This window comes from Streptomyces sp. NBRC 110035 (assembly GCF_000829695.1).
In the GTDB taxonomy this organism is placed as follows: domain Bacteria; phylum Actinomycetota; class Actinomycetes; order Streptomycetales; family Streptomycetaceae; genus Streptomyces.
In genome coordinates, this window is sequence record NZ_BBNN01000018.1 from 147,887 (window position 1) to 169,557 (window position 21,671).

The window sequence follows — 21,671 nt, forward strand, 5'->3', positions numbered from 1 at the left end:
GCGCCGTCAGTACTCCTGCGCCGTGTCCTGGGTGCTGTGGGCGGCCGATTCGCCGTCCGGGGGGCCGGAGGGGCCGGGCAGACCGGGAGGACGGGTGATGCCGGCGGCACCGCCGGGGGAGTGGTGGCTCCTGTCGGGGACCGGCGCCGGATCGGCCGGAGCGGTGCTGAACCGGGGCAGGGCGTAGGGGTGCTGCTCGGCCAGCCAGCGGATCATCTGCTCGCGGACCTCCACCCGTACCGTCCAGATGTCGCCCGCGTCCTTGGCCGTCACGAGGGCCCGCACGTGCATGCTGCTGGGCGTGGTGTCCGTGACGGTCAGGTTGTAGGCGCGGCCGTCCCAGGCCGGGCACTCGCGCAGGATGTCGCGCAGTCGCTCGCGCATCGCGTCCAGCGGGGCCCGGTGGTCGAGGTGCCAGTGGACCGTGCCGGTCATCTGCGGGCTGTCCCGGGACCAGTTCTCGAACGGCTTGGAGGTGAAGTACGACACCGGCATGGTGATCCGGCGCTCGTCCCACGTGTTCACGGTGAGGAAGGTCAGGGTGATCTCCTCGACCGTGCCCCACTCGCCGTCCACCACGACCGTGTCGCCGATGCGCACCATGTCGCCGAAGGCGATCTGCAGCCCGGCGAAGAGGTTGCTGAGCGTGGACTGGGCGGCGACACCGGCGACGATGCCGAGGATGCCCGCCGAGGCCAGCAGTGAGGCACCGGCCGCGCGCATGGCGGGGAAGGTCAGCAGCATCGCGGCCGCCGCCACCACTCCGACGATCGCCGAGACGACCCGCCGGATCAGCGTCACCTGGGTGCGCACCCGGCGGACCCTGGCCGGGTCGCGTTCACGGTGGACGTTGGCGTACCGGGTGTACGAGGTCTCGACGACGGCCGCCGCGATCCGGATCACCAGCCAGGCGACCGACCCGATCAGCACCAGCGTCAGCACCCGCTCGACGGTGGCCCGGTTGTCCTCGAACAGCTTCGCCTCGCTGAACGAACCTCTCAGCAGGGCCGCGCAGATGAGCAGCTGGTAGGGGATGCGGCCGCGCCGGAGCAGCCCCCACATGGGGGTCTCGGGGTGCCGGGCGTCGGCCTTGCGCAGCAGTCGGTCGGTGGCATAGCCGAGCATCAGGGTGAGCACGACCGAGCCGCCGAACACGATCAAGGGGCGGAGCACGTCTTCCATGTCCTCGAACCTAACCGGCCTCGGACGGAGTGAACATGTGACATCCGCTGCGTCGTGGGTACGGCCCGTGCCGCGGTCCGGCACACCGGCGGACACCTGCCGTCGTACCCGGCTGGCACCATGGGCGTCATGAACATCATGCTGTTTCACTCGACCTACGGCCCGCGGCCCGCGGTGTCCGCGGCCGCGGACCGGCTGCGTGCCGCCGGACACGAGGTGTGGACGCCCGACCTCTTCGAGGGCCGTACGTTCGACACGGTCGAGGAGGGCATGGCCCACCAGGAGTCCATCGGCAGGGACGAGTTGCTCAGGCGGGCCGTGCTCGCCGCCGCGCCCTACTCGGAACGGGGGCTGGTGTACGCCGGGTTCTCCTTCGGCGCCTCCGTCGCCCAGACGCTGGCCCTCGGCGACGGCAGGGCCCGCGGGCTGCTGCTCCTGCACGGCACCTCGGACATCGCGGCGAACGCGACGGTGGACGGCCTGCCGGTGCAGCTCCACGTCGCCGAGCCGGACCCGTTCGAGACCGACGACTGGCTGAGCGCCTGGTACCTGCAGATGGGCCGCGCCGGAGCCGACGTCGAGGTGTACCGGTACGCCGGGGCGGGCCACCTCTACACCGACCCCGACCTGCCGGACCACGACGAGGAGGCCGCCGAGGCCACCTGGCGGGTGGCACTCGGCTTCCTCGGGACGCTGGAGAACGACTGACGAGGACGACCGCCCGAGGTCAGACCGGGCCGTCGGCGCGCTCGACCTGCTGGGTGCCGTCGAGCGTCCGGTAGGAGCGCGCCCACCGGGACGTGGCGGCCGGGTCGGTGCGGCTGGAGATCACGTAGTAGTCCATCTGCGCCCGCGTGGACGTGATGTCCAGCACGCCGTAGCCGTGGCGGTCGGTGTCGACCCACCGGACGTGCCGGTTGGTGGCCCTGATCAGCGGGGAGGCGATCGTGGTGACGGTGCCCTCGGGGACGGCGACGGCGTCGTCGAGGTTGTCCGAGGTGACCGAGGTCACGACGAACTCGGCGGCCGCCGAGCCGGAAGCCGGGTACGTGCCCGCGTTCACCGGCACGTCGTTGGCCCACGCCATGTGGATGTCGCCGGTGAGGAAGACCGTGTTGCGGATCGCGTGCGTCCGCAGGTGGGCGAGGAGTTCCCGGCGGTCGTCGGTGTAGCCGTCCCACTGGTCGGTGTTGAGGGCCAGGCCCTCCTGCGGCAGGCCGAGCAGCTTGGCGACCGGCTTCAGCAGACCGGCGGGGAGCGCGCCGAGCGCGAGCGGCGAGATCATCACCGAGGTGCCGACCAGCCGCCAGGTGGTGTCGGACGCCGACAGCCCCGACTTCAGCCAGTCGAGCTGGGCGCGGCCGGTGAGCGTACGGTCCGGGTCGTCGACGTCTCCGTCGCCGACGGAGACCTGCTGGGAGCGGAAGGAACGCAGGTCCAGCAGCGAGAGGTCGGCGAGCCTGCCGAAGCGCAGCCGCCGGTAGGTGGTGCCGGTGATCGCGGGACGTACCGGCATCCACTCGAAGTAGGCGCGCTTGGCGGCGGCCTGACGCGCGGACCAGGTGCCCTCCTCGCCCTCGGTGTGGTTCTCGGCGCCGCCGGACCAGGTGTCGTTGGCGATCTCGTGGTCGTCCCAGATCGCGATGACCGGCGCCTCGGCGTGCAGCGCCTGGAGGTCGGGGTCGGTCCTGTACGTGGCGTGCCGGACGCGGTAGTCGGCGAGGGAGACGATCTCGTGGGCGGGCGCGTGCGCGCGGACGGTCCTGCCGCGCGTGCCGTACGCGCCGGAGGCGTACTCGTAGATGTAGTCGCCGAGGTGCAGCCAGGCGTCGAGGTCGCCGCGGGCCGCGAGGTGGCGGTACGCCGAGAAGTGCCCGGCCTCGTAGTTGGAGCAGGAGACCACACCGAAGCGCAGACCGGTCACGGCGGCGTCGGCGGCCGGGGCGGTGCGGGTGCGGCCGACGGGGGAGTCGGTGCCGCCGGCGGAGAAGCGGAACCAGTAGTCGGTGGCCGGCGCGAGGCCGCGGATGTCGGCCTTGACGGTGTGGTCGGTGGCCGCGGTGGCGCGGGCGGAGCCCTTCGCGACGACGGTGGTGAACGCCTTGTCCCGGGCGACGCTCCAGACGACCTCGGTGTCGGGGCCGATTCCCGAGCCGGGTATCGCCTCCGCCGTCGGCGTCACGCGTGTCCACAGCAGGACGCCGTCCGGCAGCGGGTCGCCGGAGGCGACACCGTGCAGGAAGACGGGGGCCGCGGCGGTGGCGGCGCGGGCGGGCGGCACGGCGGTGAGCGGTGCGGCGAGGACCGCGCTCGCGGCGGCCGCCTTGACGACCGACCGGCGGCGGGGGGACGGGACGCCGGTGTCCGCGGTGACGGGGGCCGCGGTGGCGTCGGCCGGGGCGGGTGCGGTGCTCTCGGATGATCCGTGTCGAGTGGTCACAGCCGATCAGGCTACTGATCGGTACATGCCAGAGCGGGCGAACTCGCCAAAGTTCGCCCGCTCTTCGGCGTGCGGTCGGCCGGCCGTGATCCCACCCCGGCCGCGCGCCCCTGGATCCGGGGATCAGGCCTTGAGCGCCTTGTCGATCGCCGCGGTGAACTCGGCGACCGTCATCGGCGCGTTCTGCCCGTCGGAACCGGTCAGCTTCTCGCCGTCCATCTTCAGCGTGGGCGTGCCCTGGACGTCGCTGCTGTCGAACCTGTCGGACATCTCCAGCGCCCACCTGTCGTAGGTGCCGCCCTCCACGGCCGCCCGGAACTCCTTGTTGCCCTTCAGCTCCTCGACGGAGTTCGCCACCTCGATCAGGTAGGAGTCGTCCTTGAACTTGTCCTCGCTCTCCTCGGGGTGGAACTCGGCCGAGTACAGCGCGGCCTTGTAGTGGAGGAACGCCTCCGGGCCGACGTCCAGCGCGGCGCCCAGGGCGCTCAGGGCGTTCCTGGAGCCCTCGCCGGTCAGGTTGCGGTCGAGGAACGAGGCGCCGATGAACTGGACCTTGTACTTGCCGTCCGCGACGTCCTTGTCGATCGTCCCGCCGACGGTCTGCTCGAACGAGGCGCAGATCGGGCAGCGCGGGTCCTCGTACAGCTCCAGGGTCTTCTTCGCGGTGTCCTTGCCGATGACGACGGTGGTGCCGTTCTCACCGCTGGTGTTGGCCGGCTTGACGAGCTTCGCGTCGGCGGCGGCCTCCCACGCGCCGGGCTTGTTGGCCTGGACGACGGCGTAGCCGATGCCGGCGGCTATCGCGAGGACGCCGACGACCGAACCGGCGACGATCAGCTGACGCTTGACCTTGGCCTTCTTGGCCTCACGCTCGCGCTCGACGCGCAGACGCTCACGGGCCGCCGTCTTCGCCGCCTGGCTGTTCCGCTTGCTCATGGTGATGCTCTCCACTGGGGACGCGCACAGGGTGTGCGGGATGTGTACGGGGGGGGGACTACCGGTGCTCGGCACGGCGCCGACGCCGGAGGGCTCGGCCGGAGGGCTCAGCCGTCTCAGGCGAGGGCGGTGGAGCACGGCGGTCCACGCCGTCCCAGGAAGTGCACGAGAATCCGGTCCACGGCCGTGGTGGTCCGGTGGCCCGGACGGGCCGGCCGGCGGACCTCCGGGGCGCGGCGCACGGCCACGGCGGAGACCGCGAGCAGAAGCGGCCGGAACGTGGTCGCCGTCACCGCGCCCAGCAGCTGAGCCAGCGCCCGCTCGCCGCGGTGCAGCCAGGCGGCGGCGAACAGCCCGACGCCGATGTGCGCGCCGAGCAGCAGCCACGCGGTGGCCGGGTCGGCCTGGGCGAGCACCCCGGCGAACCGGTCGCCCCCGTGGGCCGCGGTGCCGGCCACCCGTGTCAGCGGGGTGCCCACGCCCATGCCGTCGCCGCACAGCACGTCGAAGCCGACCGAGCGCAGCGGGCCCGCGACCGGGCCGCCCATCCGGCCGTAACAGACGTGCTGGCCGGTGGTGAAGACGGTGTCGGCGGCCAGCTCCAGGGGGATCAGCAGGGCGGCGATCCGCCCGAAGGAGCGCTGCCGGCCCGCGAGCGCGTACGCCAGGACGAACACGGCGACGCCGATCACCGCCACCGTGCTCAACGGCAGGGGAGCCCCGGACAGCAGCACGTGCGACGCGGTGCTGAGGGACACGACCACGGTCGTGAACAGCGCCGCGCGTACGGCTCTGAGCGGGGTTCCGGATATGTCCATGGTGGGGCCGAGTCTGTCATGCGCTCCGGTAAGGGATCCCTAAAGGGTTCCGGTTGGCGGGATTTCCCCGCCGGGGCCCTCCCCTGTCGGGAGCTCCCCGGGCGGCGGGAAGGTCACAGTCCGGGGATCCCGCCGTTGCGGAACAGGTCCAGGAAGATCTGGTGGTCGCCACGCGCACGGGCGCCGTAGCTGTGCGCGAAGTCGACCAGCAGGGGCTCGAGCCCGTCCTCGTCGGCCGCGATCGCCGCGTCGATGGCACGCTCGGTGGAGAACGGCACCAAAGACTCGCCGGAGGTGTCGTCCGCCGCCGCGTGCATCGTGGCCGTGGCCCGGCCGAGGTCGGCGACGACCTGGGCGATCTCGTCGGGCTCGTCGATGTCGCCCCAGTCGAGATCCACCGCGTACGGCGAGACCTCCGCGACCAGCTGCCCCGTGCCGTCCAGCTCGGTCCAGCCCAGCCACGGGTCCGCGTGCGCCTGCAGGGCACGCCGGGAGATCACCGTGCGGTGGCCCTCGTGCCGGAAGTAGTCCCGGACCACCGGGTCGGTGATGTGCCGCGAGACGGCCGGGTGCTGCGCCTGCTTGATGTAGATCACCACGTCGTTCTCGAGGGCGTCGCTGTGCCCCTCCAGCAGGATGTTGTACGACGGCAGGCCGGCCGAGCCGATGCCGATGCCCCGGCGGCCCACGACGTCCTTCACCCGGTAGGAGTCGGGACGGGCCAGCGAGGCGTCCGGCAGCGTCTCCAGGTAGCCGTCGAAGGCGGCGAGGACCTTGTAGCGGGTGGCGGCGTCGAGCTCGACCGCACCGCCACCCGGGGCGAAGCGGCGCTCGAAGTCGCGGATGACGGTCATCGAGTCCAGCAGCCCGAACCGGGTCAGCGAGCGGGCGTCGCGCAGCGCGTCGAGCAGCGGGCCCTGCGCGGTGTCCAGGGTGAACGGCGGCACCTCCTCGCTCTTCGCGCCGGTCGCCAGCGCGTGGATCCGCTCCCGGTACGCGGCCGTGTAGATCCGCACCAGTTCGGTGATCTGCTCGTCGCTGAGCGCCTTCGCGTGGCCGATCAGCGCCATGGAGGCGGCGAAGCGCTTGAGGTCCCAGGTGAAGGGGCCGACGTAGGCCTCGTCGAAGTCGTTGACGTTGAAGACCAGACGGCCGTGGGAGTCCATGTACGTGCCGAAGTTCTCCGCGTGCAGATCGCCGTGGATCCACACCCGGGACGTCCGCTCGTCCAGGTAGGGGCCGCTGTACGTCCTCCCGTCGTCCCGCCCGGTGTTCCCGGCGTCCAGATCGTGGTAGAAGAGGCACGCCGTGCCCCGGTAGAACGCGAACGCCGAGGCCGCCATCTTCCGGAACTTCACGCGGAAGGCGGCGGGGTCGGCGGCCAGGAGCTCGCCGAAGGCGGTGTCGAGGACGGCGAGGATCTCCTCGCCGCGGTGCTCGTCGTCGAGCTGCGGGACCGACATCGCTGGGTGCCTCCTGGTACGGGATGTTCCGGGGACGGCCGATCCGCCCTCCGTCCAACGCGCGACGCGTCACGTGAGTGCCCGCACCACATGCCCGAAGGTACGTCCGGGGAGCCCTAGGGTGTCAGTGCCGGGGCATAGACTTCGACGCTGTCCCCGGACTGTCGGCAGGCGGTCCGAAGCCCGTCGCCGAGCGTTCTCCCTGGAGGCCGAACCGTGTCGAAGACGCCGTTCACGCACCTGCACGTCCACACCCAGTACTCGCTGCTGGACGGTGCCGCGCGGCTCAAGGACATGTTCAACGCCTGCAACGAGATGGGCATGAGCCACATCGCCATGTCCGACCACGGCAACCTGCACGGCGCGTACGACTTCTTCCACAGCGCGCAGAAGGCGGGGGTCACCCCGATCATCGGGATCGAGGCCTATGTCGCGCCCGAGTCGCGGCGCACCAAGCGCAAGATCCAGTGGGGCCAGCCGCACCAGAAGCGGGACGACGTCTCCGGTTCCGGCGGTTACACCCACAAGACGATCTGGGCGGTCGACCGGACGGGCCTGCACAACCTCTTCCGGCTCTCCTCCGACGCGTACGCCGAGGGCTGGCTGCAGAAGTGGCCGCGGATGGACAAGGAGACCATCGCCCAGTGGTCCACCGGGCTGGTCGCCTCCACCGGCTGCCCCTCCGGCGAGGTCCAGACCCGGCTGCGCCTCGGCCACTTCGACGAGGCGCTCAAGGCGGCCGCCGACTACCAGGACATCTTCGGCAAGGACCGGTACTTCCTGGAGCTGATGGACCACGGCATCGAGATCGAGCACCGGGTCCGCGACGGCCTGCTGGAGATCGGCAAGAAGCTCGGCATCCCGCCCCTGGTCACCAACGACTCGCACTACACGTACGCGAACGAGGCGACCGCGCACGACGCGCTGCTGTGCATCCAGACCGGCAAGAACCTCTCCGACCCCGACCGTTTCCGGTTCGACGGCACCGGCTACTACCTCAAGTCCACCGACGAGATGTACGCCATCGACTCCTCCGACGCCTGGCAACAGGGCTGTGCCAACACCAGGCTGATCGCCGAGATGGTCGACACCACGGGCATGTTCGAGAAGCGCGACCTCATGCCCAAGTTCGACATCCCCGAGGGGTACACCGAGGTCAGCTGGTTCCGTGAGGAGACCCTGCGCGGCATGCACCGCCGCTTCCCGGACGGCATCCCGGACGACCGCATGAAGCAGGTCGAGTACGAGATGGACACCATCATCTCGATGGGCTTCCCCGGGTACTTCCTCGTCGTCGCCGACTTCATCATGTGGGCCAAGAAGCAGGGCATCGCGGTCGGCCCCGGCCGGGGCTCCGCGGCCGGCTCGATCGTCGCGTACGCGATGGGCATCACCGACCTCGACCCGATCCCGCACGGTCTGATCTTCGAGCGGTTCCTCAACCCCGAGCGCGTCTCCATGCCCGACGTCGACATCGACTTCGACGAGCGCAGGCGCGTCGAGGTGATCCGGTACGTCACCGAGAAGTACGGCGCCGACAAGGTCGCCATGATCGGCACCTACGGCAAGATCAAGGCGAAGAACGCCATCAAGGACTCCGCGCGCGTGCTGGGCTACCCGTACGCCATGGGCGACCGGCTCACCAAGGCCATGCCCGCCGACGTCCTCGGCAAGGGCATCGACCTCGACGGCATCACCAACCCCTCGCACCCGCGCTACAACGAGGCCGGCGAGATCCGCGCGATGTACGAGAACGAGCCGGACGTGAAGAAGGTCATCGACACCGCCAAGGGCGTCGAGGGCCTCGTGAGGCAGATGGGCGTGCACGCGGCCGGCGTGATCATGTCCAGCGAACCCATCGTCGACCACGCCCCGATCTGGGTGCGGCACACCGACGGCGTGACCATCACGCAGTGGGACTACCCGCAGTGCGAGTCGCTCGGCCTCCTGAAGATGGACTTCCTGGGCCTGCGCAACCTCACGATCATGGACGACGCCATCAAGATGGTGAAGGCCAACAAGGGCATCGACCTGGAGATGCTCGCCCTCCCGCTGGACGACCCCAAGACCTTCGAACTGCTCTGCCGCGGCGACACCCTCGGCGTCTTCCAGTTCGACGGCGGCCCGATGCGCTCGCTGCTCCGCCAGATGCAGCCCGACAACTTCGAGGACATCTCCGCCGTCTCGGCCCTCTACCGGCCGGGCCCGATGGGCATGAACTCGCACATCAACTACGCGGAGCGCAAGAACGGCCGCCAGGAGATCACCCCGATCCACAAGGAGCTGGAGGAGCCGCTCCAGGAGGTGCTGTCGGTCACCTACGGCCTGATCGTCTACCAGGAGCAGGTGCAGAAGGCCGCCCAGATCATCGCCGGCTACTCGCTGGGCGAGGCCGACATCCTGCGCCGCGTGATGGGCAAGAAGAAGCCCGAGGAACTGGCGAAGAACTTCGTCCTCTTCCAGGAGGGCGCCCGCAAGAACGGCTACAGCGACGAGGCGATCCAGGCCCTGTGGGACGTGCTGGTCCCCTTCGCCGGCTACGCCTTCAACAAGGCCCACTCCGCCGCGTACGGACTCGTGTCGTACTGGACCGGATATCTGAAGGCGAACTACCCGGCCGAGTACATGGCCGCGCTGCTCACCTCGGTCAAGGACGACAAGGACAAGTCGGCCGTCTACCTCAACGAGTGCCGCCGCATGGGCATCAAGGTGCTCCCGCCGAACGTCAACGAGTCCGAGTCGAACTTCGCCGCACAGGGCGACGACGTGATCCTCTTCGGCCTGTCCGCGGTCCGCAACGTCGGCACCAACGTCGTCGAGTCGATCATCAAGTCCCGCAAGGCCAAGGGGAAGTACGCCTCCTTCCCGGACTACCTCGACAAGGTCGAGGCCGTCGTCTGCAACAAGCGCACCACGGAGTCGCTGATCAAGGCGGGCGCCTTCGACTCCATGGGGCACACCCGCAAGGGCCTCACCGCCCAGTACGAGCCGATGATCGACAACGTGGTCGCGGTCAAGCGCAAGGAGGCCGAGGGACAGTTCGACCTCTTCGGCGGCATGGGCGAGCAGGAGACCGCCGAGCCCGGCTTCGGCCTCGACGTCACCTTCGCCGACGACGAGTGGGACAAGACCTATTTGCTCGCGCAGGAACGGGAGATGCTCGGGCTCTACGTCTCCGACCACCCGCTGTTCGGGCTGGAGCACGTCCTGTCGGACAAGGCCGACGCGGGCATCTCCCAGCTCACCGGCGGCGACTTCGGCGACGGCGCGGTCGTCACCATCGGTGGCATCATCTCCGGCCTCCAGCGCAAGATGACCAAGCAGGGCAACGCCTGGGCGATCGCCACTGTGGAGGACCTGGCCGGTTCCCTCGAGTGCATGTTCTTCCCCGCGACCTACCAACTCGTCTCGACCCAACTCGTCGAGGACGCCGTGGTCTTCGTCAAGGGGCGGCTCGACAAGCGTGAGGACGTGCCGCGCCTGGTCGCCATGGAACTCCAGGTGCCCGACCTGTCCAACGCGGGCACCAACGCGCCCGTCGTGCTCACCATCCCGGCGACCAGGGTCACCCCGCCGATGGTCAGCCGCCTCGGCGAGATCCTCGGCCACCACAAGGGCGACAGCGAGGTCCGCATCAGGCTCCAGGGGCCCACGAAGACGACGGTGCTGCGTCTGGACCGGCACCGGGTGAAGCCGGACCCCGCCCTGTTCGGCGACCTCAAGGTCCTCCTCGGCCCGTCCTGCCTGGCGGGCTAGGGCCCGTCCGGCCCGGCCGGCCGGTGCGGACGGAACCGACGGCCAAGAGGGGTGTGCCCGGTGACGGGCACACCCCTGCGCATATGCCGTGTGTGGTGACTCAAGAGCCCGCCGCGTGGGCGTCAGTTGTGGCCGAAACGCTTTTCCCTGCCCTTGCGGGCGACGTCTCCGGGAGTGATCTGCGGGCCGTGCTGCTCGGCCTGCGGCTCGGCGGAGGGATGCCGCACCGTCTGCTGGGCGCGTGCGGTCTGCGGCTGCTTCCGTTCGCGGTTCTTGTTCTTGGCCATGGTGATGCCTCCTGAGGGGAGCTAGGTGCCAGGACCGGGATCAGACTCACATGGCGGAACATCCTCCGCATGTCGGACAATTACCCTGTGTGACAAGGTGGGTCGGCGAAGGAAGTGTGGAAACGCCACGCCGAAGATCGAGTTCGGGCCGTTAACCCCGGCGCGGTCGGGCAGACTCGAAGCAAGCCCGAAGCAAACCTCCCGGAAAGAGGGTGGAACGCGTGGACCGCTGCATCGTCCTGGTGGACGCCGGGTATCTGCTGGGGGCCGCCGCCAGTCTCCTCGCCGGGGAGCCCTCGCGGTCCCGGATCACCGTCGATCACGCCGCCCTCGTCCAAGGGCTGCGCGAACGCGCCGAGTCCGACACGAGCCGGCCCCTGCTGCGCATCTACTGGTTCGACGGCGCCCCCGACCGGGTGCCGCAGCCCGAACACCGCCGGCTGCGGGTGATGCCCAGGGTCACCGTCCGGCTGGGTGCTCTGACCCGCAGTGACGGGCGCTGGGCGCAGAAGGGCGTCGACGCCGCCATGCACGCCGAGTTGACCGAGCTGGCCCGCAACCGCGCCTGCTCCGACATCGTCCTGGTCACCGGCGACGGTGATCTGCTGCCCGGCATGATGGCGGCGAAGGAGCACGGCGTCGCCGTCCACCTGTGGGCCGTCCAGGCCGCCGACGGCGACTACAACCAGTCCGAGGACCTGGTCGCCGAGGCCGACGAACGCCGGGTGCTGGACCGTGCCTGGATCACCCAGGCGGTGCGGGCCAAGGACTACTCCGGGGCGTGCGCCCCGCCTCCCACGGCCCGTCCCGAGATCGCCGCCATCCTCTCCGCCCCCCTGCCGGAATCCGCGCACGCCCCGCAGGAGGAGCCGGACGCGCACGAGCCGCCGCACCCGGCCGGTACCGGGCACAACGGCACCGGTGACCGGGCCCCCGCCGCCAAGGGCGTACCCACCCCCAAGGACCTGGCGGCCCTGCGCGGCCCCGGTGCCGCGCACACCCAGCCCCACCCGCCGCCCTCCGCCACCCTGCGCTGGTCCTCCGACAAGGGCTGGGTCGAGCGGTCCGTCGCCGAGCCCCCCGAGGCCGCCTCGATGCCGACGCTCGCCCAGCTGACCACGGCGGAGCAGCGGTGGGCCGACCGCGAGGAGGACATCACCACGGTCGGCGGAGACCCCTTCGAGGTGGGGCAGGTCTTCGCCCGCCGCTGGGTGGAGCGGCTGGGGGAGGCGGGCGGCGTCCAGAAGCTCTCCGGCATGTACCCCCGCATCCCGCACCGCGTCGACGGCGAGCTGCTGCGCTACGCCGCCCGCTTCGGCCTGCTCGCCCACAAGGACGACCAGATCGACGAACGCGACCGGTACGCCATCCGTGCGGGCTTCTGGCGCGAGCTGGACGTACGCACGGGGACGGAACGCGCCCCGGCCGGGGAGTGACCCGGCACCCGGACAGGTGCCGTGCGGCGGGTTCGTCGTCCTGCCGGGGGACGCGGGGCGGCCGGTCGACCCGGGAGCGAAGCGGGGGCGCGGACCCCGTAGGCTCGTCCCTTGTGAGTACGCGCGCGGTACAGGCATTCCGGCACGATGGTGACATCGTGTGCGCGGTGCGCGGGCTGACCAAGACCTATCCGGCGGCCCGCGGACGCCGCGGCGTGCCGGCGACCCCCGAGGTCCGGGCCACCGACGACGTCGCCCTCGACGTCCGGCGCGGCGAGATCTTCGGACTGCTCGGGCCGAACGGTGCCGGCAAGTCCACCCTCGTCCGCCAGATCACCGGGCTGATGCGGCCCGACCGCGGCAGCGTCCGGATCCTCGGCCACGACATCGTGCGCCACCCCGAGCGGGCCGCGAGGATCCTCGCCTACCTCGGGCAGGAGTCCACCGCCCTCGACGAGCTGACCGTGTCCCTCGCCGTCGAGACCACCGCGCGGCTGCGCGGCCTCGACGGGAAACGGGCGTGCGTGGAGCGCGACGACGTCCTCGACGAACTCGGGCTCACCCCGATCGCCGCGCGCCCTCTCAAGAAGCTGTCCGGCGGCCAGCGCCGACTGGCCTGCTTCGCCACCTCGCTGGTCGGCGAGCGGCCCCTGCTGGTGCTCGACGAACCCACCGCCGGCATGGACCCGGTGGCGCGGCGCGCCGTATGGGCCGCCGTCGACCGGCGCCGGGCCGAGCAGGGCAGCACCGTACTGCTGGTCACCCACAACGTCATCGAGGCCGAGACCGTCCTCGACCGGGTCGCCGTCCTCGACCGGGGCCGGGTGATCGCCTGCGACAGCCCGTCCGGGCTGAAGGAGCGGGTCGCGGGCGAGGTCCGGGTCGACCTGGTGTGGCGCGAGGCGGCCCCGCTGCACGTGCCGGAGGTCGCCGCGCTCCAGGACCGGGCCGTCGAGTCCGGCCGCCGCTGGACGCTGCGGCTCGGACCGGAGGAGGCCCGTGCCGTCGTCGCCACCGTCACCGGCGGCGCCGCCTTCGCCGCCCTGGACGACTTCACGCTCACCACGCCCAGTCTGGAGGACGTGTACCTGGCGCTGGGCGGTGCCGTGCTGCAGGGGCTGGTGAAGGCGTGAGTGACGGGCCCCCGAGCACACCGGGCGCCGCATCCGTACGGAACAGGACGACCGCCGGAGTGGATCCGGGCGAACCTCCGAGCGAAGGGGAGCAGCGCGACGTGAGTGTCGTACCCGCCGATGTCCTGCCGGGCGCCGTCCTGGCCGGGGAGGAGACCGCGCCGGAACCGGCCGTGCTCGGGCCCCGGGCGCGGCTGTGGCCGTCGCTGGCGGCCGTGTACCGGGCGCAGCTCTCCCGGGCGCGGGTGGCACGGATTCCGCTGCTGTTCGTGGCGACCTTCCAGTCCGTCGGGATCATGATCCTGATGCGGGGGGTCGTGGACGGCGGCGCCGAGGCGCGGGCGGTGGTGGCCGGGTCGGCCGTCCTGGTCGTCGCCTTCGTCGCGCTCAACCTCCTCGCGCAGTACTTCGGGCAGCTGCGGGCCGGCGGCGGACTCGACCACTACGCGACGCTGCCGGTGCCGCCGGCCGCGGTGGTGCTGGGCGCTGCCGGTGCCTACGCCTCGTTCACCGTGCCGGGGACCGTGGTGACGGCGGCCTTCGGGTGCGTGCTGTTCGGGCTGCCGATGGCGCATCTGTGGGTGCTGGTCGCGGTGATCCCGCTCTCGGGTGCCGCGCTCGCCGGGCTGGGGGCCGCCCTGGGACTGCTCGCGCCGCGGCCCGAGTTCGCCACGCTGCTCGGCCAGCTGGGCATGTCGGCGGCGCTGCTGCTGGGCGTGCTGCCGGCGGAGCGGCTGCCGGAGGCGGTGCGTGTGGTCCGGGACCTGCTGCCGTCGACGTACGGTGTCGAGGCCCTCGCGCGGACCTTCGCCCCGCACCCCGACTGGGCGCTGGTCCTCGGCGATCTCGCGGTGTGCGGGGCGGTCGGCGTGCTCTCGCTGGCCGTGGCGACCTGGGCGTACCGCAGGGCCGCCGTCCGCTGACCCGCCGGGAGATCCTCCGGTCTCCTGTCCGGTGCCACGCCGCACAGCCGGGCCTGGCACGATGTCAGGGTGAGCGCACCCCTGACCCCACCACCGCCTCCGCACGAACACTCCCCGCACGGCGGGTGGCAGCCGCCGTCCGCCGGGCAGGTGGCCGCCGCCTCCGCGGACGGGGCCGTCCCGGACGACACGGTCGCCGGGCCCGTCGGGCACGGGGGGCGGGCAGGGCGGTACGGCTGGTACGCGCAGGACGGCCCCGGCATGAAGAGGGAGCTGACCGAGGCCGCCGTCGTCATGGTGGCGTTGGCGCTCTGCGGGGTGCTGTTCGGGGTGCTGTGGTGGTGGCTGGCGCCGCGCGTCCCGCTGGTGGGCGACCTCGCGGGCGACAACTGGGTCGTCTACCTCAAGGACACCGAGGGCGAGCAGGCCATCGGCGTGGACGGGACGTTCACACTGCTCGCGCTGGCCTTCGGCGCGGTGAGCGCGCTCGCCGTGTTCCTCGTGCGCCGGAGCGGGGGAGTGCCGCTGGTGGTGGCGCTCGGGGTCGGCGGGCTGCTCGGGTCGCTGCTCGCGTGGCGGCTCGGAGTGTGGCTCGGGCCTGCGCAGGACGTCGTCGCCCACGCGAGGGACGTGGGCAAGGGCGTGACGTTCGACGCCCCGCTGAAGCTGAGCGCCAAGGGGGCGCTGCTGGCCTGGCCGTTCGCCGGGCTGGTCGTCCATCTGGGCCTGATCGCGCTGTTCGGCCCCCGCGACCCCGCCCCCTGCCCACCGGCCGACCCACACGTCCCGCAGCCGCCGCACGACGGATTCCCGAAGGCGTAGGGCCCGCCTGCCCGCCTGCCCGCCTGCCCGGCGGACAGGGCCTACGGCCCGGTCGCGGTGTCGGGCCGGGCGTCTGCCGTGGTGCGCGCGGCCCCTTCCTGGTGCGCCACCTGCGTTCGCGTGTTCCCTGCGGTACGCCTCATCCGGTCCACCGGAGAAGCGGGGCCCGTCCAGGGGCCGTCAGCCGCTGCCGGGGAGCGTGCACGAGGTCGGTCGAACTCGATCGTGCGAGGGCCGGCTTCCGGGCTTGCGGGCCCCCGGACGTGCGGCGTCGTGGGCCGTCCGGGTCAACGTGACCGTGTGGTCCGGGACCCCCGGGCAGGACGTCGGCGAGCGGGCCCCTGCTCCACCGGAGCAGTGGTTCAGGGCCTCTCCGTCACCTCCGGCCGTACTCACGTGGCCGGGTCGCGCAGGCAGCCGGCCACCCTGGCCCGGACCGCGCACAGGATGCGTGGCGCCGCCACCCCGGGGCCGAGTACGCCGGGGGCCTGTGGGGCACCTCCCCACGCCCCGGGGGCGGTGGGGGAGCGTCCGGGGCCGTTCGGGGCGTGCGGCTGAGCGGATCCCTTCCTGCCCGGTCCGGAGGAACGGTCAGGTACGCCCGATGGGGGCGAGGACCGCTGAGGTCAGTCCGGCCAGATCGGTGGGGGAGAGCTCGACCTCCAGGCCGCGGCGGCCGGCCGACACGCAGATCGTCTCGTGCAGGCCGGCCGAGTCGTCCAGCACCGTACGCAGCTTCCTGCGCTGGCCGAGGGGTGAGATGCCGCCCCGGACATAGCCCGTGGTGCGTTCCGCGAGGGCGGGGTCGGCGATCGCGGCCCGTTTGCCGCCGACCGCCGCCGCCAGGCCCTTCAGGTCCAGCTGGCCCGCCACCGGGACCACCGCCACCGTCAGCGCGCCGTCGACGTCCGCCACCAGTGTCTTGAAGACCCGCTCGGGGGAGACCCCCATCGCCTCGGCCGCCTCCTCGCCGTACGACGGGTGGGAGGGGTCGTGGTCGTAGGAGTGGACCGTGAACGGCACCCCGGCCGCGGTGAGTGCCACCGTCGCGGGCGTGCCGCCCGACTGCTGCTGTTTCCTCGGCTTCTTCGCCATCCCGGCCCTGTTCCCGCCTCTTCGCTCGGTCCTCTTTCCGTCCGGCTTTCGTCCCGTTCCGGAAAGCCGTACGGCCGTACGTCAGTTCAGGTACGTCGGCCCGCGGGTCAGCTCCACCGCCGGCAGCGACGGCAGGTTACGGATGACGGCCGTCTCCGTGCGAAGGAGTTTCAGCTCGTCGCGGAGCCGGGAGGCCGTGTCCGGTGCCTGGAGCAGACGTTGCTTCGTCGGCGTGTCGAGCATCATCGCGGCGGCGACCAGGTAGGACAGCACCCCCGGTTCGTCCGGCAGTTCCGCGCCGGTCGCCAGCGACCGCTCCCGCGCCCCCGCCAGCCGCTTCTGGTACTGGCGGAAGGCCCGCAGCACCCCTTCGGCGAGCGCCCCCGCCTCTTCGCCGGGAGCCTCGAGCACCGGCTCCAGCTCGGCCGTCAGGAACGGCCCGGAGGCGTCGACCGACAGCAGCCGTGCCCGCGTCGTCCCGGTCGCCAGTACCTCGAAGGTGCCGTCGGCCCGCTCCCGGATCGTCGCCGCGTCGGCCACGCAGCCCACCTTGTGGAAGGACCGGAGCGGGTCGGTGCCGAAACCCGCCGCGGGACCCCGCTCGGGCACCGCCGTGGGGTCCGGCAGGCCGGGGGCGCTCGGGGCGACCTCGTGGCCGTCGCGGATCGTCACGACGGCGAACCGGCGCGGCCCGTCCTCCGGTTTCTTCAGAAGCTCGCGCATCATGGCGCGATAACGCTCCTCGAAGATGTTCAGCGGAAGCACGAGCCCGGGGAACAGCACCGAGTTCAGGGGGAAGAGCGGGAGCCGGGCGGTGGTCACGACGCAAAAGCCTAATGGTCGCCGAACCGGACCCGGCGGCCCCGTTCACTCCGTGGATGCCAGGAGCCCGCCGAAGAGGCCCCGGCGGGGCCGGCGGCCATCGCCTCGGACAGGCTCCGGCGCACCTCCAGGAACCGGCCGAGGGGATCCTCCGCTTCCCGGTCCCAGGGGGTGGAGGTGGCGTACGGGCCGGTGAGCCGCAGCTGCTCCAGGGCGTCCGGCCCGCGCTCCAGACGCAGCAGGACGTATGCCAGCAGGTTGCGCAGGCCGGCCGGCCGGGGGTGGGCTGCCGGAAGCCGGGCGGACAGGGCCAGAGCGCGGTCGGCCGCCGCGTCGAGCCGTTCGCGCGGCACCGCGGGGCCGCCGCCGTCGGTGAGGTACCCGAAGGCCGCCCGCAGCGGCAGGGCCTGCGTGAGCGAGCCGTCCGGCGCGTCCTGCGCGGCCCGGTCGGCGAAGTCGAAGCACACGAGGTGTGCGCCCTGCCAGGAGGACGACAGATAGCGCAGCGCCGCCACATGACAGCCGTGGTGGTGCGGGGCCCGGCGGACCGCGGCCTCCCACAGCTCCTGGAAGTACCGGTGCCCGGCACGGGCACCGCGGGCGTGGTCCAGAGCGAGCCGCCACGGCACCGGGTCGCGGTGGTCGGCCCGCGCGGCGGCCGTGATCAACGGGCTCACCTCGCGCAGCAGTTCGACGCGCACCGGTGAGTCCCAGGCGCGGTGCACCGCCCGCTGGGCCTCCACGAGCAGTCCGTCGGGGCTGTCCGGGTCGAGGGCGCGCCAGGTGTCCAGCCATTCGGGGCGCGAGCGGGCGAAGACGGCCAGCTTCCGCACGTACCGGTCGCGGAGCTCCCACGCCCCGCGGTGCCGGGTGGCGGCGAGCAGGCCGACGGCGGGCGCGGGGTCGCCGCCCGCGGCCCCGACCAGGACCGGTCCCAGCACCTCGTCGGGGGCGTCGAGCAGTACCTCGGTGTCCGGGGACAGCACGAGAGCGACGGGAAGGGCGGTGCCCGTCTTCTCTCGCACCCGGGACGCGCGGGTGAACGCCTGCAGCAGAGCCATGGTGTCAACCATTGAAAGACCGCAGGTCACAGCGACGCCAGACCCTTCACGGAAGTGACGGAAAGTTGTACGCCATCCGGTCAAGGCCGGGTAAAAAAGGGGGAGGGTCCTCCAGGGGGCCGGGGGCGGTCGCAGCAGGCCGAACGGCTGGTCGCATGCCGGGCAGAGGCCGGGCAGAGGCCGGCCGGGGCACGGGCCGGGGGCGGCGGAGGCCCGCTTCGGGATCCGGCCGGGGGCGGGCCCGGTGGTGTGCCGGGGTGGGGACCGGCCGGGTCCGGCCGTGTCGCCTGCCGGGGTCCGTGAGGCCGGACGGGGCCCGGTGGGTCCGTCAGCCGCGGCGCAGGGTCCGGGTCGCCCCCGCCGCCACCGTCGTGGCGAGGACCCAGCCGAGCAGGATCAGAGCGGCCGCGAGCCACTGCCAGCCGCCGCGCAGCTGCCAGAACCCCGCCTGGCCCAGGTCGATCACCGGCAGCAGCAGGTCAAGGGCGAAGAGGGGCGGGTTCCACACAGGATGCCCGTCGCTCTTGACCTGTGGATGGTGCGCGTGCGCGAACGCCAGCGAACCGCCCGCCCACAGCACCGCCATCCACACCGCGGCCCGCCCCGGCCGGTAGCCGTAGGCGACCGTCAAGTCCTGCGCGTAACCCCACAGCTTGGCCGCCAGGGGCAGGCTCTCGCGGCGGTGGCGCTGCTTGGCGAGCAGCACCTCGCGGGCCTCCTCCTCCTCGCCGCCCGCCCGCAGTACCGCGGCCAGCCGCTCGTACGGCTCCGGGGTGTACTCGGCGCTCGCCGCGGCCACCCACTCCAGCCGCCGGGCCAGCGGGAACGGCCCGCGCGGCACGAGGTTCTCGTAGACGAAGCCGCCCATGTGCAGCCGGCCGGGGCCCGGCCAGCTGTCCGCCCGGTCGATCAGGTTGACCACCCGCGCCCCCGACAGCGTCACTCTTCCGCGGGCCGGCCGCTCCCCGAGGAACCGCAGTTCCGGTGTCTGCACCCGGCGCAGCGACAGCTCCTGGTCGTCGGTCAGGGTGAACCGGGCCCGCTCGAAGTCGACCGCGTCCCCGAACCGCCCGTCGTCCAGCCGCACCCCGCCCTTGCACTCGAACCGCTGGATCCGCGTCCCGCGCGCCGGTGTCATCCCGCTGCGCGCCTGCGCGCCGACCCCGGCCGGCGTCAGGTACAGCGACCGCTCGACGGTCAGCTGCGGTGCGTTCAGCGCGAGCCGGGCGGACGGGTTCAGCAGCCGGGCCCCGCGCAGATTCACCGAGACGCCCACCGTCGCGCTGCGCAGGCTCAGCTCACCGTGCGACTCCAGCAGTTCCGCCTGGAGGTCCTGGCCGACGGTCATACCGTCCGCGGCGATCGACCGGCCGTTGCGGTCGCGGTGCACGACCGCCTGGTTGAGCAGCAGGTCCGTACCGATCCGGGCGTCGGTCAGCCGTATGCCTCCCAGGAACCGGCAGCGGGGCAGATGCAGATCGCCCTCGGTCTGCAGCCGGGCCGCCTCCAGCCGCGGCACCGAGCAGTCCACCATCCGCACCGTCGTGAAGCGGGCCTCCGGCAGCAGCACGTCCCGTTCGAAACGGCAGTCGCGCAGCTCCACGTACGGCGCCACCGTGCCGCCCGCGAGGTCCAGCGCACCGCTGATCAGCACCCCGACCAGCTTCAGCGAGGAGACCCGGCCGGCCAGGGCCGGCGGGCCGTCCAGCAGGAGCCAGCACACGATGCGGGCCCGGACCGTCCGCTCGGGCCCCCACGGATGCCCTCCATGCGGATCGTCGACGGCGGCGTCCCCGGTGCTCAGGTCGTACACGCTGCCGTTGCGGAAGGCCTGCCACATGCCGGCCTCCGCCGCCGTCAGGTCGTCCGGGACCTCGCCGGCGCGTCGTCCCTCCTCTTCGGTCACGGTCCTCCCCTCCCTCCCCAGGTACTCGTGGGTTCGTCATTTCGTACAACTCGTACGCGTACAACGGTTCATGCCCACTGGGTGACCCTTCGAACACAGAACGTAAGAAGGATCTCTTCGGTATGCACAATGGGTTACCAAGGGGGGTGCGTATCAGCCATTGGAACGCCCGCACGGTGCCCGGCGCGGGTCTGAGAGAATTGAGCACGTGATCTCCCGAATCGATCTGCGCGGCGACGCCCTCCCCGAGGGCCCCGCCCTGCGCGACCTGCTGCCCCGAGCCGACTTCGACGTCGCGGCCGCCCTCGAGAAGGTGCGGCCCATCTGCGAGGACGTGCACCATCGGGGCGACGCTGCGCTGATCGACTTCGCCGAGCGGTTCGACGGCGTGCGTCTGGAATCCGTCCGGGTCCCCGCCCAGGCGTTCACCGACGCGCTGGAGCGACTGGACCCGGCCGTCCGCGCGGCGCTGGAGGAGTCCATCCGCCGCGCCCGGCTCGTGCACCGCGCGCAGCGCCGTGAGTCCCACACCACCCAGGTCGTACCCGGAGGCACCGTCACCGAGAAATGGGTGCCGGTCGACCGGGTCGGCCTGTACGCGCCCGGCGGGCGCTCCGTCTACCCGTCCTCCGTGATCATGAACGCGGTCCCGGCCCAGGAGGCCGGCGTCGAGTCGATCGCCCTGGCCTCCCCGGCGCAGAAGGAGTTCGGCGGACTGCCGCACCCGACGATCCTCGCCGCGTGCGCCCTGCTCGGCGTCGACGAGGTGTACGCCGCGGGCGGCGCCACCGCCGTCGCCATGTTCGCGTACGGCACCGCGTCCTGCCCGCCCGCCACCATGGTCACCGGCCCCGGCAACATCTGGGTCGCCGCCGCGAAGCGCTACTTCACGGGCCGCATCGGCATCGACGCCGAGGCGGGGCCGACCGAGATCGCGATCCTCGCCGACGACACGGCCGACCCGGTGCACGTCGCCTCCGACCTGATCAGCCAGGCCGAGCACGACCCGCTGGCCGCCGCCGTCCTCGTCACCGACTCCGCCGATCTCGCGGACGCCGTGGAGAAGGAACTGACCCTCCAGGTCGCCGCCGCCCGGCACGTCGAGGACCGGATCGCCCCCGCCCTCGCCGGCCGCCAGTCCGCGATCGTCCTGGTCGACGGCCTCGACGAGGGCCTGCGCGTGGTCGATGCCTACGGTGCCGAGCACCTCGAGATCCAGACCGCCGACGCCGCCGCGCTCGCCGACCGGGTCCGCAACGCCGGCGCGATCTTCGTCGGCCCCTGGTCCCCGGTCTCCCTGGGCGACTACGCGGCCGGCTCCAACCACGTCCTGCCCACCGGCGGCTGCGCCTGCCACTCCTCGGGTCTGTCCGTCCAGTCCTTCCTGCGCGGCATCCACATCGTCGACTACACCGAGGACGCGCTGGCCGACGTCGCGCACCACGTGGTCACGCTCGCCGAGGCGGAGGACCTGCCCGCGCACGGCACGGCGATCAAGGTCCGTTTCGCCGGAGGCGAACAGGGCGAGTACCGCGCCGGAGGCGAACAGGGCGAGTACCGCGGCTGGAAGGCACCCGAGAGCAAGTGAACG

General features: G+C 72.2%; 17 protein-coding genes. 7 read left to right on the forward strand and 10 right to left on the reverse strand.

Annotation, left to right across the window (positions count from 1 at the left end):
• Positions 1 to 6: 6 nt before the first annotated feature.
• Positions 7 to 1,182, reverse strand: coding sequence for a mechanosensitive ion channel family protein (locus tag TU30_RS07050; RefSeq protein ID WP_078878156.1), 1,176 nt, complete (start codon positions 1,180 to 1,182; stop codon positions 7 to 9).
• A 129-nt stretch (positions 1,183 to 1,311) separates the two neighbouring features.
• On the opposite strand from TU30_RS07050, the gene TU30_RS07055 reads away from it, so the two are divergent.
• Complete coding sequence (locus TU30_RS07055) at positions 1,312 to 1,890, forward strand: dienelactone hydrolase family protein (protein ID WP_042166585.1); 579 nt, start codon at positions 1,312 to 1,314, stop codon at positions 1,888 to 1,890.
• A 19-nt stretch (positions 1,891 to 1,909) separates the two neighbouring features.
• On the opposite strand, the gene TU30_RS07060 is transcribed toward TU30_RS07055, so the two are convergent.
• The 4 genes from TU30_RS07060 to TU30_RS07075 form a co-directional block, all read right to left on the reverse strand.
• Positions 1,910 to 3,622 carry an alkaline phosphatase gene (locus tag TU30_RS07060; protein ID WP_042165995.1) on the reverse strand — a complete coding sequence of 571 codons (1,713 nt, stop codon included), beginning with the start codon at positions 3,620 to 3,622 and terminating at the stop codon, positions 1,910 to 1,912.
• A gap of 123 nt (positions 3,623 to 3,745) precedes the next feature.
• On the reverse strand, positions 3,746 to 4,558 hold the full coding sequence (locus TU30_RS07065; protein WP_042165997.1) for a thioredoxin domain-containing protein: 813 nt from the start codon (positions 4,556 to 4,558) through the stop codon (positions 3,746 to 3,748).
• A gap of 116 nt (positions 4,559 to 4,674) precedes the next feature.
• Entirely contained in the window at positions 4,675 to 5,376 is a 702-nt protein-coding gene (locus tag TU30_RS07070) for a hypothetical protein (RefSeq protein WP_042166000.1), read from the reverse strand.
• Positions 5,377 to 5,489: 113 nt separating this feature from the next.
• A complete protein-coding gene (locus TU30_RS07075; protein ID WP_042166003.1) occupies positions 5,490 to 6,839 on the reverse strand; it encodes a DUF2252 domain-containing protein in 1,350 nt (449 codons plus the stop codon).
• A gap of 216 nt (positions 6,840 to 7,055) precedes the next feature.
• Here TU30_RS07075 and dnaE point away from each other — a divergent pair, with 216 nt between their 5' ends.
• Positions 7,056 to 10,595 (forward strand): DNA polymerase III subunit alpha, encoded by a 3,540-nt coding sequence (dnaE, locus tag TU30_RS07080; protein ID WP_042166005.1) that lies wholly within the window; start codon positions 7,056 to 7,058, stop codon positions 10,593 to 10,595.
• Between the two features lie 122 nt (positions 10,596 to 10,717).
• Here the strand turns inward: dnaE and TU30_RS36430 are convergent, their stop codons facing one another.
• Positions 10,718 to 10,882: a hypothetical protein gene (locus TU30_RS36430; RefSeq protein WP_176726220.1), complete on the reverse strand. Its 165-nt coding sequence runs from the start codon at positions 10,880 to 10,882 to the stop codon at positions 10,718 to 10,720.
• A gap of 221 nt (positions 10,883 to 11,103) precedes the next feature.
• On the opposite strand from TU30_RS36430, the gene TU30_RS07085 reads away from it, so the two are divergent.
• From TU30_RS07085 to TU30_RS07100, 4 genes are all read left to right on the forward strand, one after another.
• Entirely contained in the window at positions 11,104 to 12,318 is a 1,215-nt protein-coding gene (locus TU30_RS07085) for an NYN domain-containing protein (protein ID WP_042166588.1), read from the forward strand.
• A gap of 158 nt (positions 12,319 to 12,476) precedes the next feature.
• Entirely contained in the window at positions 12,477 to 13,451 is a 975-nt protein-coding gene (locus TU30_RS07090; protein ID WP_042166007.1) for an ABC transporter ATP-binding protein, read from the forward strand.
• Positions 13,452 to 13,552: 101 nt separating this feature from the next.
• Positions 13,553 to 14,374, forward strand: a complete 822-nt coding sequence (locus TU30_RS07095; RefSeq protein WP_042166591.1) for an ABC transporter permease — start codon at positions 13,553 to 13,555, stop codon at positions 14,372 to 14,374.
• A gap of 69 nt (positions 14,375 to 14,443) precedes the next feature.
• Positions 14,444 to 15,196, forward strand: coding sequence for a hypothetical protein (locus TU30_RS07100; RefSeq protein WP_042166009.1), 753 nt, complete (start codon positions 14,444 to 14,446; stop codon positions 15,194 to 15,196).
• A gap of 591 nt (positions 15,197 to 15,787) precedes the next feature.
• On the opposite strand, the gene ybaK is transcribed toward TU30_RS07100, so the two are convergent.
• The 4 genes from ybaK to TU30_RS07120 form a co-directional block, all read right to left on the reverse strand.
• Positions 15,788 to 16,291: a Cys-tRNA(Pro) deacylase gene (ybaK, locus tag TU30_RS07105; RefSeq protein ID WP_042166011.1), complete on the reverse strand. Its 504-nt coding sequence runs from the start codon at positions 16,289 to 16,291 to the stop codon at positions 15,788 to 15,790.
• An 81-nt stretch (positions 16,292 to 16,372) separates the two neighbouring features.
• A complete protein-coding gene (locus TU30_RS07110; protein WP_042166013.1) occupies positions 16,373 to 17,113 on the reverse strand; it encodes an LON peptidase substrate-binding domain-containing protein in 741 nt (246 codons plus the stop codon).
• An 11-nt stretch (positions 17,114 to 17,124) separates the two neighbouring features.
• A complete protein-coding gene (locus tag TU30_RS07115) occupies positions 17,125 to 18,186 on the reverse strand; it encodes a hypothetical protein (protein ID WP_042166016.1) in 1,062 nt (353 codons plus the stop codon).
• A gap of 316 nt (positions 18,187 to 18,502) precedes the next feature.
• Entirely contained in the window at positions 18,503 to 20,080 is a 1,578-nt protein-coding gene (locus TU30_RS07120; protein WP_042166019.1) for a hypothetical protein, read from the reverse strand.
• Between the two features lie 208 nt (positions 20,081 to 20,288).
• Here TU30_RS07120 and hisD point away from each other — a divergent pair, with 208 nt between their 5' ends.
• Positions 20,289 to 21,668 carry a histidinol dehydrogenase gene (gene hisD / locus TU30_RS07125; RefSeq protein WP_234307803.1) on the forward strand — a complete coding sequence of 460 codons (1,380 nt, stop codon included), beginning with the start codon at positions 20,289 to 20,291 and terminating at the stop codon, positions 21,666 to 21,668.
• The last annotated feature ends 3 nt before the right edge of the window (positions 21,669 to 21,671 follow it).